Below are 13,363 nucleotides of genomic sequence, written 5' to 3' on the forward strand. Positions count from 1 at the left end.
TGATCGACTCGACTTCATGGAAGTCGTGGCATCACGGTGGGCGGGACACCCCGACTTCAAGGAACCCGAGTCGATCATCGACCGCCGAGGCCGACTCGCCATGCACACCGCCACCCTGACCCGGCACCGCGCCGCCCCCGAGTTGATCGCCGCGCTGCGCGCCGGCACCGCCCTGCCCGGCGACCGGCTCGAGGCCCTGCGGCGCTTCACGCTCGCCGTGCTCGACCGGCGGGGCGCCGTCCCGGAGGAGGAGCTGACCGCCTTCCTGGCCGCCGGCTACCTGCCTCGCAACGCCCTGGACGTGGTGCTCGGCGTCGGGACGTACACCATCTCGACCTTCGCCAACCGGCTCGTCGACGCGCCGCTCGACCCGCCGCTGGCCGCGTACGCCTGGACGCCGGCCGATCCCGTACCAACGGCCTCGGCCTAGGCCTCGACGGAGTTGAGGGCCGCTGAGCGGGCCGGTCAGCCGGCTTCGGTCGCCACCCGGTCGAGCCACTCGCCCATCAGGGCGTCGAAGAGCGCGGGCTGCTCGATCTGGAGGTTGTGACCCGCGACGTCGAGCGCCGCGAACGTCGCCCGTGGGTAGTGCGGCAGCAGCGCGAACTGGTCGAGGTAGCCCGTGGCGTGGTCCTGCCGCCCGGTGAGGATCAGGCTCGGGCGGGTGAACGGCGCGCCGCCCTCCGGGTCCTCGGTGAGCGTCCACCGCTGCCGGATGCGGGCCATCGCCGTGGTGTCCGCGACGTCGAGACCGGCCAGGACCTCCTTACGGAACCGGCGCAGCGTCTCCGGGGTCTGCACGACCGCCAGGTCCGCGAACTCGGCCGCCGTCCGGGCGTCGGTCGCCGCGAGCAGGTCGGGGTCGGGCCGCAGCACCGTGGGCTGCGGCACCCGGCGCTCCTCCTTCTCCACGGCCGTGCCGACGGGGCAGATCAGCGCCAGCCCCAGCACCTGCCTCGGCCGAGACCGGGTCAGGGCGCGGGCGAGGTAACCGCCGTAGGACTCACCGACGAGCAGGAAGGGTGTGTCGCCGAGGAGGTCGTCCACAAGGTCCTGGAGGGTGGCGAGCACGTCGTCCGAGCCGGCGATCTCCGGCGGAGCCGGTGACTTGCCCATGCCGGGCAGGTCCGGATACAGGCGGCGATAGCCGGGGCGGGCGGCGAAGACCGGTTCGAGGCAGCCGAGCATCAGCCGGTGGTCGGGCGTCCAGCCGTGCAGCGCCAGCACCGGGACACCCGGGCCTCGCTCGACGACGTTCAGCGAGACGGACGTGCGACGCGGCATCGTGACTCTCCTTCGCTCGGCTACGGGGCAACGTATGGTGCCGGGGCGCACCGACATGATCACCCCCTTCGGCGCTGTGATGTGGGGGAGCCCACACCGGGGCGGCGACATCACCGACCCGGTGGCGGCGGTCGGAGCGCCGGTGCGGGAGACTGGCGGGCATGGCGGCTCGTGGCTTCCCGTACACCGACCTCAAGGACTTCCTCGCGGCGCTGGAGCGCGCGGGCGAACTACGGCGGGTGAGCGTCCCGGTCGACCCGACCCTGGAGATCAGCGAGGTCGTCACCCGGACGGTACGTGAGGGCGGGCCGGCGCTGCTCTTCGAACGCCCGACGCGCGGTGAGATGCCGGTGGCGATCAACCTCTTCGGCACCGAGAAGCGGATGGCGATGGCGCTGGGCGTCGAGTCGCTCGACGAGGTCGGCGCCCGCATCGGCGAGCTGATCAGGCCGGAGCTGCCGGTCGGCTGGTCGGGCATCCGCGAAGGGCTCGGCAAGGTCATGCAGCTCAAGTCGCTGCCGCCGCGCAAGGTGAAGACCGCGCCGTGCCAGCAGGTGGTCTACCGCGGCGACGACGTCGACCTGAACCGGCTCCCCGGCCTCCAGGTCTGGCCCGGCGACGGCGGGATATTCCACAACTTCGGGTTGACCCACACGAAGCACCCGGAGACCGGCAAGCGCAACCTGGGCCTCTACCGGCTCCAGCAGCACTCGCGCAACACGCTCGGCATGCACTGGCAGATCCACAAGGACTCCACCGCGCACCACGCGGTCGCGGAGCGGCTCGGCCAGCGCCTGCCCGTCGCGGTCGCGATCGGCTGTGACCCGGTGGTGTCGTACGCGGCCTCGGCGCCGCTCCCCAGTGACATCGACGAGTACCTGTTCGCCGGCTTCCTGAGCGGCGAGCGGGTCGAGATGGTCGACTGCCTCACCGTCCCGCTCCAGGTGCCGGCGAACGCGCAGGTGGTGCTGGAGGGCTACCTGGAGCCCGGCGAGCGGCTGCCGGAGGGCCCGTTCGGCGACCACACCGGTTTCTACACCCCGGTCGAGCCGTTCCCCGTGCTGCACATCGAGGCGATGACCATGCAGCGCGACCCGGTCTACCACTCGATCGTCACGTCGAAGCCGCCCCAGGAGGACCACGGCCTGGGCAAGGCCACCGAGCGGATCTTCCAGCCGCTGCTCAAGCTGCTGATCCCGGACATCGTCGACTACGACCTGCCGGCCGCCGGCGTCTTCCACAACTGTGCGATCGTGTCGATCCGCAAGCGCTACCCGAAGCACGCGCAGAAGGTGATGAACGCGATCTGGGGAGCGCACCTGATGTCGCTGACCAAGCTGATCGTGATCGTCGACGAGGACTGCGACGTGCACGACTACAACGAGGTGGCGTTCCGCGCCTTCGGCAATGTCGACTACGCTCGCGACCTGCTGCTCACCGAGGGCCCGGTGGACCACCTCGACCACTCGTCGTACCAGCAGTTCTGGGGCGGCAAGGCGGGCGTCGACGCGACGCGGAAACTGCCCGAGGAGGGCTACAGCCGGGGCTGGCCGGAGGAGATGCGGATGTCGCCCGAGGTGGTCTCCCTGGTCGACAAGCGCTGGAAGGAGTACGGGATCTGATGGCGGTTCTCGACGCGCCGGTGGAACGCCCGGGTCGGGTCAAGTCGTTCCTGCGCCTGGTCACCATCGAACACTCGGTCTTCGCGCTGCCCTTCGGGTACCTCTCCGCGCTCACCGCCATGCAGGTGAACGGCGGGCGGGTGCGCTGGCTCGACCTGCTGCTGATCACCGTCGCGATGGTCGGGGCGCGGACGTTCGCGATGGCCGCCAACCGGATCCTCGACCGGCGCATCGACGGGCGGAACCCGCGTACGGCCCGGCGGGAGCTGGTCACCGGTGCGGTGAGCGTACGGACGGCCTGGACCGGCGCCGCCGTCGCGCTCGTGGTCTTCCTGGCCGCCGCAGCGCTGCTCAACCCGCTCTGCCTGGCGCTCGCCCCGCTCGCGGTGGTGCCGCTGGTCGTCTACCCGTACGGCAAGCGGTTCACCAACTGGCCGCACGCCATCCTGGGGATCGCCCAGGCGGTCGGGCCGGTCGGTGCGTGGCTCGCCGTCACCGGCACCTTCGCCGGCTCCGGGCCGGCCTGGCTGCTCGGCGCGGCAGTCGGCCTCTGGATCGGCGGCTTCGACCTGATCTACGCCTGCCAGGACATCGAGATCGACCGGCAGATCGGGGTGCACAGCGTCCCCGCCCGGTACGGCGCACGCTTCGCGCTGCACGCCTCGACCGTCGCGCACGTGGTGACGTTCGCGCTCTTCCTGTGGTTCGGTGCGCTCGTCGGCTTCGGTTGGCTCTGGTGGATCGGCCTGGCGCTGACCGCGGTCGCCTTCGCGTACCAGCACGTGGTGGTCAGCCCGACCGACCTCAGCAAGGTCAACCGGGCGTTCTTCACGGCGAACGGGTTCGTCGGTATCGCGCTCTTCGTCTTCGCCCTGCTCGACCTGGTGGTCCGGCTCGGCCTGCGGCCGTGACCGGGGTGCGGCGCGACGGCGTACGCGAGCCCTGGGTTGTCGGTGTCTCCGGCGCGTCCGGGACGCCCTACGCGGCCGCCGTCATCTCCGGGCTGCTCGACGCGGGTGAGCCGGTCGACCTGATCGTGTCCCGGGCCGCCCGGCTCACGCTGCTCGACGAGACCGGGCGACCGTTCCGCGACGCGCACTGGGTCGACGACCTCGCCGGCTGGCTCGGCCGGGACCTCGGCGACGCCGACGTGCGGCACTGGCCCGCGGGGGACCTGGCGGCCGGGCCGAGCAGTGGCTCGTACCGGGTGCGCGGGATGGCGGTGGTGCCGGCGAGCACCGCGGCGTGCGCGGGCATCGCGATCGGCCTGTCGAAGGATCTGCTGCAACGGTCGGCGGAGGTGAACCTCAAGGAACGCCGTCCGGTGGTGGTGGTGCCCCGGGAGACCCCGGTGACCCGTAGCCACCTCGAGCACCTGATCTCGTTGCACGACGCCGGTGCGGTGGTGCTGCCCGCCAGCCCTGGCTTCTACGGGGCCGGGGCGTCCGCCTCGGCGCAGCAGCTCGTCGACTTCATCGCGGGAAAGGTGCTGGACGCCCTGGGCGTGCCGCACACGCTGTTCCGCCGCTGGTCGGGTGAGCTCGGCGCGGCCCGGGACTGACGTCGCCGGCCACCGGGCCGCGGGTGGTACGCGAACCGGGCACCGTCGGGCCCCGGCTCACGTTGTGACCTCGCACCAAACTCAGTACATGCCGGCGTTCGCCGGACCGGGACCGGTCGCGGCAGCCGGGCCGGTGTTGCGTGGCTTGCCCGCCTCGTCGGTCTCCTCCAGCATGCCCTCCCCTTCAAGCAGGGCCCGCACCTCGGATTCCCGAAACCGGCGATGCCCGCCTGGAGTCCGGATGCTGCCGATCCGGCCCGCCGCCGCCCATCTCGTCACAGTTTTCGGGTCTACCCGAAACAGCGCGGCGACCTCACCCGGTGTCAGCAGGCGATCTCCAGTGTCCACAGCCCCCTCCTCGCGTCGACGAAGCCCCCGGCTGAACACACTGCCCCCGGCTGGTGCGAGCCCAGAGCCGTCATGAGGGACGTATGGCAATTACAGCACCAGCGACCTGGCCTGTCCGCCAAACGCGAAAAACGCACTGAGTGGGAAGTTAGTCAATGGTACCGGCGATGCGCTCCTTTAACCCTGCGTACGTGAACTGTTACCTACTGTCATGTCCAACGGATGCCGAAGTCCTCGCGTTACGCCCGACGAGCTAGGGTCACCTTCCGTGGACGCGATCGACCTCAACCTCGTGGACCTGCTGCGCACCAACGCCCGGCTCTCGTACGCCGAACTCGCGCGCCAGGTCGGCCTCTCCGCGCCGGCCGTACACGAGCGGGTCGGCAAGCTGGAGACCAGCGGTGTGTTGCGGGGCTACCGGGCCGACGTCGAGCCGGAGGCGGTCGGGCTGGGCGTGACCGCGCTCATCGGCATCGTGGAGGACTCCGGCGCCGACACGGACGACGTGCTGGCGGCGTTCCGGAAGATGCCCGAGATCGAGTCCTGCTACTTCATGGCCGGCGTCGAGTCGTTCCTGCTCAAGGCGCGGGTCGGCACCATCGCCGAGCTGGAGCAGCTGATCGTGCGGCTGAACCGGACACCCGGCGTGGCCTCCACCCGGACCGGCATCGCGCTCTCCACGAAGTGGGAGAACCGCCCCCGGCCGGTCAGCCCGCCCGCCGCCTGACCCCGCCCCGCCCGAACCCGTCTCGCCTGACCCCGCCCCGCCCGAACCCGTCTCGCCCGACCCCGCCCAGCGGGAACCGCCGGGGACGCCGGCCCCGCCGGGGAGCGCCGCGCCCGCCTCAGCGCGGGTCGATCCGCTCGGCGAGCCCCGGGTAACGCAGCACGTACCCCTCGCCGTCGAGCTCCACCTCGGCGCTGTAGGTGTCGCTCGCGAACCGGACCCGTCCCGGCCCGAGCGAGGTGTAGACCTGCTCGGCGGCGACCACCATCAGGCTCGGCACCAGCACCCAGGCGACCGTGATCCGGTGCGACCGGTCGGCGGGTGCGCCGGCCAGCCCGAGCCGGTGCACCGGCAGCGCGTTGAAGAGCGGGGAGCCGCCGAGGTCGACGTCGAGCGCGTCGGCCAGCCGGTCCGGGTCGTCGGTGCCGGGCAGCCCGGCCGGGGCGTACCCGGCCGCCGCCAGCGCCCCGTCCAGGTCACCCTGCTCGGCGGTGGTCACGCGCCACCTGTCGGCCGCCCGTTCCAGCCGTACGCTGCGCAGCCAGCCGGTGCCCTCCACCTCGACCTCGACCCGGGTGGTGGCCCACGCCGGATCGGTGCTGACCTGGTAGCGGCCGGTCCACGGGACGGGGTCGACGGCGAGCATCGTGCCCCTGGCCGCCAGCCCCTGACCGTCGTCGAAGAGGGCGTGCTCGGCCCCGGCTGTGTCCGTCCGGGTCCAGAAGAGCGACTTCGGCATGCTCGGCATGAGCCGACGTTACGCGACCGGACCGTCACCGGCAGCGCATGCGCGAACGCCGCCGCGGAGCGGAAACTCCACGGCGGCGTTCGGGTGCGTCGATGCCGGCGGTGAATCCCGTCCGGCTCGACGACGTTCAGTGGGTGCGGGCCGGTGCCCGGTCGCCGTAGCCACGGTCGTCACGACCCCGGCCCTCCGTCCGGAAAGCACCCCGGCGCTCACCCCGGGCGTCACCGGCGCGGTCGGCGTACCGGCGCTCGCCGTACGGGCGGTCGCCCTGTGGCCGGTCGCCGAAGCGCCGTTCGTCGCGCTCGCCCTGCGGCCGGTCGCCGTGACGACGCTCGCCGTATCCGCGGTCGCCCTGCGGCCGGTCGCCGTGACGCCGCTCGCCGTACCCGCGGTCGCCCTGCGGCCGGTCACCGTAGCGCCGTTCGTCGCGAGGCCCGTCCGTCGTGCGGTACCCCGCCCGGTCGTCGGAGCGGCGCTCACCGCGCGGGCGGTCGCCGTAGCGCCGCTCACCGCCGCGCTCGCCGAAGCGGCGCTCCGGACGGTCACCGAAGCGGCGCTGGCCACCGGAGCGAGCACCCGGACGGCGCGGCTCCTCCGGCTCCTCGCGCACCGGTACCCCGCTCGGCTCCCGCGCGCCCGTCAGCTCGGCGAGCGTGGCGTCACCGGCCCGGACCCGGGTCTCCGCCGGCTCGACGCCGGCCTTCTCCAGCATCGCGAGGGTGGTCCGGCGCTGCTTCGGCAGCACCAGCGTGGCGACCGCGCCGGACTCACCCGCGCGGGCGGTGCGGCCCGCCCGGTGCAGGTAGTCCTTCGGGTCCTTCGGCGGGTCGACGTGCAGCACCAGGGAGACCCCGTCGACGTGGATGCCGCGGGCGGCCACGTCGGTCGCGACCAGCACGTTCGTCCGACCCTCGCGGAACTCGGCGAGGGTGCGCGTACGCATCCGCTGGGTCTTGCCGCCGTGCAGGCCACCGGCGCGTACGCCCACGGCGGCGAGCTGGCCGACCAGCCGGTCCACCCCGAGCTGGGTACGGGCGAAGACCATGGTCCGGCCCTTGCGGGCGGCGATCGACGCCACCACCGGGAACTTGTCCTGCGGCGGGATGAGCAGCACGTGGTGGTCCATGGTGGAGACCGCGGCGGTCGGCGGGGCGGTGGAGTGGGTGACCGGGTCGGTCATGAACCGCTTGACCAGCGTGTCCACGTCGCCGTCGAGGGTGGCCGAGAAGAGCAGCCGCTGTCCGCCCGCCGGAGTCTTCGCGAGCAGCTCGGTGACCTCGGGCAGGAAGCCCATGTCGGCCATCTGGTCGGCCTCGTCGAGCACGGTGGTCTCGACGTCGTCGAGCCGGCAGACCCCCCGCTCGATCAGGTCGCCGAGCCGGCCCGGGGTGGCGACGATGATCTCCACCCCGCGACGCAGCGCGTCGATCTGCCGGTCGTACGGCACACCGCCGACAGCGGTCTTGAGGAAGACGCCGACCGCCTTGCCCAGGGGCAGCAGGGCGTCGTTGACCTGCATGGCCAGTTCCCGGGTCGGAACCAGGACGAGGGCGCGCGGGTGCAGCGGCCGGGCCCGGTCCCCGGCGGCGACCCGGGCGAGCAGCGGCAGGCCGAAGGCGAGGGTCTTGCCGGAGCCGGTCTGCCCACGGCCGAGCACGTCCCGGCCGGCGAGCGCGTCCGGGACGGTGGCGCGTTGGATCTCGAACGGGGTGGTGATGCCCTGCCGGGCGAGCGCGCGGACCAGCGGCTGAGGCAGACCGAGCGCGGCGAAGTCCGGCACGGCGGTGGCCGGGGCGGTCTGCTCCGCGGTCTCCTCGCGGCTGGGCTGGTCGTCGACGGGTGGGGCGGTGAAAGCGGACGGAAACGTGCTGGGATCAGCAAACGTGGACAAGAAGTGCCTTTCGAGCGGGGCGCATCTTCGCGATGGCCCGCCGCAGCTCTACGCCGCGCGAATCGCCCGCAAGACCGCCCATGGGGTGCGCAGTGCGCGCACCGGGTGAATGAACCCAACAAGTGTACGGCGACCACGGCGAGTCGCCACCCGTGCGGAAACCGCAGTGGGCGGACTCACCGTCCGGCCGCCCCGGCCCGGGCTCATCGATCAGGGGTTCGGCGCACGCCCGTCGCGCACCGGCGGAGAGCCGGGGCGGTCAGCTGTTGAGCACGTTGCCGATGAGACCGTCGACCGCGTCGCCGGCGACCAGTACGACCAGCACGCTGATCAGCACGAGCAGGCCGAGGGCGGTGGCGAGCACCACCACCACGCGGGTGTTGCGGGACCGTTCGGTCGGGGTCTCCGCCCAGCCCTGGGCCAGGATGTGCCCGGTCAACGAGCCCGAGTTCTCGACCGCGTTGTTCGGCAGCGCGACCGTGGTGAAGCCGGCGCCCTCGGTGGCGTTGCCGCCGTAGACCGTGCCGGCCAGGTCCGGCCCGCCGTCGTACCGCCCGGCGTGGGTCGTGCCCGTACCGCCGCTTCCCGGGGCGCGGCCGGTGCGACTGCCCGAGCCGGGCTGCGCCGGAGCCGGTGTGGCGGACGTCGTCGGCCACGAGGTCGACGGGGGCGGGGGGAACGGCGGTGCCGGCGTGGGGCCGGGTGGCGGCGGTGGCGGAGGGACGGGCGGCCCCGGCGGCGGGGCGGGCGGTCCCGGCACAGGTGGCACCGGTCCGGGCGGCACCGGTCCGGGCGGCGGCCCGGGGCGCGGCCCCGGGGGGTAGGGGCCCGGCGTCGGCGGGGCCGGCGTCGGCACCGGCGGGTTGGGTGACGGCGGGGTCGGCCCGGGCAGCGGAGGGGTGGGCGCGGGTGCCGGCTCCGGTTCCGGGATCGGTGGCTTCGGCGGCTGTGCGGGCTGGGGCGGCTGCGCCGGCGCGGGTGGCTCCGGCTCGACCGGTCCGGACCGGTACACCGCCGCTGCGCCGGAGCGGGCCCCGCCGGCGGCCTGCGCCTCCGACGCCGTCACCCGGCCGGTCGCGGGCACGGCGGCACTGGCTCGGGCGGCCGCCGACTCGTCGGTCGTGGCCCGCACGGTCGGTACGGCGGCGCTGGCCCGGGCGGCCGGCGCCGCGTCGGCGGTGGCCCGGGTCGGCTCCGGGACGGTGGCGTCGGCCCGGGCGGTCTCGCCCGAGCTGTCCCGCTGGCTTGGCAGCTCCCCGGCCGGGCCGGAGGGGGTCGCCGTCGGCGTGGCGGAGCTCGTCGCCCGGTAGGTCGTGCCGGGGCCCGGGTTCGCCACCGGCGTTCCGCCCGAGGTCGGCGCGGCAGCACCGGCGACGCTGGCCCGCGCCCGAACCGGGCTCGCCACAGGAGCGGAGTCGCGCTGCTCACCCGGCGGGCTGCCGGCCCGGTCGACGGGCGCTGTCTCGGGCTCCGCCACCTCCGCCGGATCGTTCTGCTCGGCCATCTCCGCCCCTCCGCCCCCACGCCTGCGCACCCGCACCCGGCCGGGACCGGGTTTCTGGGTGTCACGGTGCCACATCACACCCGGGTGGGACACCCGGAGTCCGGGCTTGCGGTTCAGAGACTGTCGAGAAACCCTGCTCGCCCCGGGGTTTCCCGACAGTCTCTCAGCCGATGCTGCTCGGGCTCTTCGAACCGCTCGCGGACGGGCTGCCGCTCGTCTCCGAGCTGCGGCTGGGTGAGGGGGAGTTCGAGGCCGAGGAGCTCGGCGTCGGACTGGTGGACGGTGTGGTATCCGGCGTCTCGCTCGGGCTCGGGTCCGTGGAGGGCGTCGGGCTCGTCGTGGGCGAACCGGTGGGCGTCGGCGTCGTGGACCCGGTCGGCGTCGGCGAGCCGGTCGGCTTGGGTGAGCCGGTGGGCTTTGGCGAACCGGTGGGCTTCGGCGTGGTCGACGGGGTGGGCGTCGGCGTCGTCGGCGGCCGGGGGGTCGTCGGGGGAGTCGGCACAGCGCCGATCACCCGGGTCGCCGCGTAGAGCCGGGACCAGGAGACCGTGGAGATCTTGACGACGTCGCCGGTGGTCGGCGCCTGCACCATCTTGCCGTTGCCGATGTACATCGCGACGTGGTGGATCGTCGTCCAGCTGCTGCCGGAGGCGAAGAAGAGCAGGTCGCCCGGGAGCAGCGCGTTGCGCGACACAGTGCGGCCGCGGGTCGCGTAGTACTGGTCGCGGGAGACGCGGGGCAGGTCGAAGTAGTCGGCGCCCTTCGACCGGTACGCCGCCCACATCAGACCCGAGCAGTCGAACCGGTCCGGTCCCTCCGCGGCCCAGACGTACGGGTCGCCGAGCTGGGCGAGCGCGTAGCGCACGGCGGCCAGGGCGCGCGGGTGGGCGGTCAGCCCGTTGGCGCTCTGGCCGTCCAGGTACTGGGCGCCGAGCTGCTGCTCGCTCGCCTCCTGCTGGCGTTCGAGCTGGAGGAGCTGCGCCTCGTTGTTCTTGCGCAGCGTGAGGAGCTTCGTCTCGGCGGTGCGCAGGGCCGTCTCGCCGGTGCTGAACTCCGTGGCCACGCCGCGCAGCTGCGCCTCGGCCGTCGTGTAGGCCTGGTAGGCCGCCTGCTCGGCGGCCTGCGCCCGGGCCAGCTCACCGGTCGCCGCGGTGGTCGAGCCCTCGACCTTCTCGCCGCGGGTGATCCGCTGGAGCCGGCTCAGCCCGTCGAGCTCCTCGGCGAACTCGGCGGACGGCAGCGCCGCGGCGGCCTTGAACGCGTCGGCGGCCGCCTGGTCGGCGGTCACCTGCGCCTGGGCCAGTGCGTCGCGGGCGAGCTTCAGCTCCCGGTCGGCGGTGGTGAGCTGCGTCTGCGCTTCGGTGCGTTTCTGTCGTACTTGGAGCAGGTTCTCGCCGAGCGTGCCGACCTGGGTCTCGGCGGCGTAGATCTGACTGGCCAACGGGCCGTTGCCGAGGTTGCCGCCCGGTACGCCGGTCGTCGGGGGAGTCGTGCCGGACGTGCCCGGAGGCAGTTGAAGGGTGCCGGTGACGGTGGGGCGGGCCCCGGAGTCCGGCACGGCGGCGGGCGGTGCGGGGTCGGCGTAGACCGGGGTGGCCAGCACCGCGGCGGCTATCGCGCCCAGTAGCGCGGCCCAGAGCCGTGGCCGCAGTACCGGCGAGACCACCGGGCTCCGTCGCCGTCGCCGTCGCCCATGCCCGCTGTCGACCATGCCGCTCCCCATCTGCCGTGCAGTCACCGCGCCGGGGTAGGCGCGGCCGTGGGGACGCTACCAGTGGACCCTGGGCGGCCGTGGCCGCGCGTTGTCCACGCCCCGGAGCCTCCTCCCGCGGCCACGATGGACCGATCGGGGTGAGCAAGGGTGCGGTGTGTCCCTCCCCACCCTGTCTTACCTCAGTCGGCGCAGCCTTGTCGATGTGTGGTCGGGTTACGGATGGCTGAGAATGCGGTTAACCGGTCGTCCTGCTCGTGACCGTGCCGGCGGAGTCGTCGGCCGCCCGACGTACGCTCGATCGGGATCGCGGGTGTGGAAGGGACGTGCCATGGACGCCGGACTCAAGCGTGAGCTCGAGGCGAAGGTCTACGCCGGGGAGCGGCTGACCCGGGAGGACGGGATCGCGCTCTACGAGAGCGACGACCTCGTCTGGCTCGGGCGGCTGGCGCACCACCGGCGTACGGAGCTCAACGGCGAGCGGGTGATGTTCAACGTCAACCGGCACCTGAACCTGACCAACGTCTGCTCCGCGTCGTGCGCGTACTGCTCGTTCCAGCGCAAGCCGGGCGAGAAGGACGCCTACACGATGCGTATCGACGAGGCGGTCCGCAAGGCGAAGGAGATGGAGGACGAGCAGCTCACCGAGCTGCACATCGTCAACGGCCTGCACCCGACGCTGCCGTGGCGCTACTACCCGAAGGTGCTGCGCGAGCTGAAGGCGGCGCTGCCGAACGTCAAGCTCAAGTGCTTCACCGCGACCGAGGTGCAGTGGTTCGAGAAGATCAGCGGGTTGAGCGCCGACGCGATCCTCGACGAGCTGATGGACGCCGGCCTGGAGTCGCTGACCGGTGGTGGTGCGGAGATCTTCGACTGGGAGGTCCGGCAGCACATCGTCGACCACGAGTGTCACTGGGAGGACTGGTCCCGGATCCACGCGCTGGCCCACCGCAAGGGCATGAAGACGCCGGCCACGATGCTCTACGGCCACATCGAGGAGCCGCGGCACCGGGTCGACCACGTACTGCGGCTGCGGGAGCTCCAGGACGAGACCGGGGGCTTCGCGGTCTTCATTCCGCTGCGCTACCAGCACGACTTCGTCGACTCGGCGGACGGCAAGATCCGTAACCGCATCCAGGCGCGTACGACGATGGCCTCGCCGGCCGAGTCGCTGAAGACGTTCGCGGTCTCCCGGCTGCTCTTCGACAACGTGCCGCATGTCAAGTGCTTCTGGGTGATGCACGGCCTCTCGGTAGCCCAGCTCTCCCTGAACTTCGGCGTGGACGACCTGGACGGGTCGGTCGTCGAATACAAGATCACGCACGACGCGGACTCGTACGGCACCCCGAACACCATGCACCGGGAGGATCTGCTCAACCTGATCTGGGAGGCGGGTTTCCGCCCCGTCGAACGGGACACCCGGTACAACGTGGTACGCGAGTACGACCCCGCGCCGACGCTGGCGGAGCGCCGTGCCGAGCCGCAGCAGGTGTGGGCCTGAGCGGCCACGTACTCTCGTAGGGCGATGACGGAGCAGCAGAGCAGTTTTCCTCGGCGGGACGCCGACGGGCGGATACGTTTCCTCGGCGATCTGCTCGGGATCAGCCTGGCCGGCTGGGTGATCGGGGTGCTCACCCTGGTGCTCTTCGACTGGGCGTTCGCCACGTTCGGGGCGGGTGGCTTCGGGCGGGCCAACGGGTGGCTGTCGATCATCCTTCCGGTCTGGCTCTTCTGGGAGGACTTCCGCGCCTGGGAGTTCGGCGCGGCCCGGGTGGTGGCGGGAGTCTTCGCCGCCGCCGTCGGGGTGGTCGTCGGGCTGCTGGTGGCCGGTCTGGCCGCGGGCCTGCCGGGGCTGCTCTCCGGCGCGCTGGCGGCGGCCGCCTTCACCGTGGTGTACGCCGTGGTGTGGTTCACCGGCGTCCGCTGGCTGGCCCGTCGGACGGGCTGAACCGCCCCCCGCGGGCTGA

General features: G+C 72.9%; 13 protein-coding genes. 7 read left to right on the forward strand and 6 right to left on the reverse strand.

Annotation, left to right across the window (positions count from 1 at the left end; all coding sequences use genetic code 11):
- Nucleotides 1–16: 16 nt before the first annotated feature.
- Complete coding sequence (locus D7044_RS14835; protein ID WP_233564994.1) at nucleotides 17–430, forward strand: carboxymuconolactone decarboxylase family protein; 414 nt, start codon at nucleotides 17–19, stop codon at nucleotides 428–430.
- Between the two features lie 35 nt (nucleotides 431–465).
- On the opposite strand, the gene D7044_RS14840 is transcribed toward D7044_RS14835, so the two are convergent.
- A complete protein-coding gene (locus D7044_RS14840) occupies nucleotides 466–1,284 on the reverse strand; it encodes an alpha/beta fold hydrolase (RefSeq protein ID WP_120689299.1) in 819 nt (272 codons plus the stop codon).
- Nucleotides 1,285–1,445: 161 nt separating this feature from the next.
- Between D7044_RS14840 and D7044_RS14845 the strand changes: the two genes are divergently transcribed.
- From D7044_RS14845 to D7044_RS14855, 3 genes are read left to right on the forward strand one after another with little or no spacing between them, the layout of a single operon-like run.
- On the forward strand, nucleotides 1,446–2,906 hold the full coding sequence (locus D7044_RS14845) for a menaquinone biosynthesis decarboxylase (RefSeq protein ID WP_120689300.1): 1,461 nt from the start codon (nucleotides 1,446–1,448) through the stop codon (nucleotides 2,904–2,906).
- Nucleotides 2,906–3,817 (forward strand): menaquinone biosynthesis prenyltransferase MqnP, encoded by a 912-nt coding sequence (gene mqnP / locus D7044_RS14850; protein WP_120673755.1) that lies wholly within the window; start codon nucleotides 2,906–2,908, stop codon nucleotides 3,815–3,817. The genes D7044_RS14845 and mqnP overlap by 1 nt, the downstream gene beginning before the upstream one ends.
- 5 nt (nucleotides 3,818–3,822) lie before the next feature.
- Nucleotides 3,823–4,467 (forward strand): UbiX family flavin prenyltransferase, encoded by a 645-nt coding sequence (locus tag D7044_RS14855; RefSeq protein WP_120673989.1) that lies wholly within the window; start codon nucleotides 3,823–3,825, stop codon nucleotides 4,465–4,467.
- Nucleotides 4,468–4,548: 81 nt separating this feature from the next.
- Here D7044_RS14855 and D7044_RS14860 read toward each other — a convergent pair whose 3' ends face one another.
- A complete protein-coding gene (locus tag D7044_RS14860) occupies nucleotides 4,549–4,815 on the reverse strand; it encodes a BldC family transcriptional regulator (RefSeq protein ID WP_120673754.1) in 267 nt (88 codons plus the stop codon).
- Between the two features lie 268 nt (nucleotides 4,816–5,083).
- Between D7044_RS14860 and D7044_RS14865 the strand changes: the two genes are divergently transcribed.
- Nucleotides 5,084–5,542 (forward strand): Lrp/AsnC family transcriptional regulator, encoded by a 459-nt coding sequence (locus D7044_RS14865; RefSeq protein ID WP_120673753.1) that lies wholly within the window; start codon nucleotides 5,084–5,086, stop codon nucleotides 5,540–5,542.
- Nucleotides 5,543–5,660: 118 nt separating this feature from the next.
- On the opposite strand, the gene D7044_RS14875 is transcribed toward D7044_RS14865, so the two are convergent.
- The 4 genes from D7044_RS14875 to D7044_RS14895 form a co-directional block, all read right to left on the reverse strand.
- The gene (locus tag D7044_RS14875; protein ID WP_233562887.1) at nucleotides 5,661–6,290 is read right to left on the reverse strand and encodes a putative glycolipid-binding domain-containing protein; all 630 of its coding nucleotides are present in this window, start codon (nucleotides 6,288–6,290) and stop codon (nucleotides 5,661–5,663) included.
- Nucleotides 6,291–6,417: 127 nt separating this feature from the next.
- Nucleotides 6,418–8,181 (reverse strand): DEAD/DEAH box helicase, encoded by a 1,764-nt coding sequence (locus D7044_RS14880; RefSeq protein ID WP_120689301.1) that lies wholly within the window; start codon nucleotides 8,179–8,181, stop codon nucleotides 6,418–6,420.
- 259 nt (nucleotides 8,182–8,440) lie between these two features.
- Nucleotides 8,441–9,685, reverse strand: a complete 1,245-nt coding sequence (locus D7044_RS32995; protein ID WP_158610009.1) for a hypothetical protein — start codon at nucleotides 9,683–9,685, stop codon at nucleotides 8,441–8,443.
- A gap of 163 nt (nucleotides 9,686–9,848) precedes the next feature.
- The gene (locus tag D7044_RS14895) at nucleotides 9,849–11,396 is read right to left on the reverse strand and encodes a C40 family peptidase (RefSeq protein WP_120673987.1); all 1,548 of its coding nucleotides are present in this window, start codon (nucleotides 11,394–11,396) and stop codon (nucleotides 9,849–9,851) included.
- Between the two features lie 331 nt (nucleotides 11,397–11,727).
- On the opposite strand from D7044_RS14895, the gene mqnE reads away from it, so the two are divergent.
- Complete coding sequence (mqnE, locus tag D7044_RS14900; RefSeq protein WP_120673751.1) at nucleotides 11,728–12,897, forward strand: aminofutalosine synthase MqnE; 1,170 nt, start codon at nucleotides 11,728–11,730, stop codon at nucleotides 12,895–12,897.
- Nucleotides 12,898–12,921: 24 nt separating this feature from the next.
- Nucleotides 12,922–13,344 (forward strand): hypothetical protein, encoded by a 423-nt coding sequence (locus D7044_RS14905; RefSeq protein WP_120673750.1) that lies wholly within the window; start codon nucleotides 12,922–12,924, stop codon nucleotides 13,342–13,344.
- Nucleotides 13,345–13,363 lie beyond the last annotated feature (19 nt).

Source organism: Micromonospora musae (assembly GCF_003626635.1).
Classification (GTDB): Bacteria; Actinomycetota; Actinomycetes; order Mycobacteriales; family Micromonosporaceae; genus Micromonospora; species Micromonospora musae.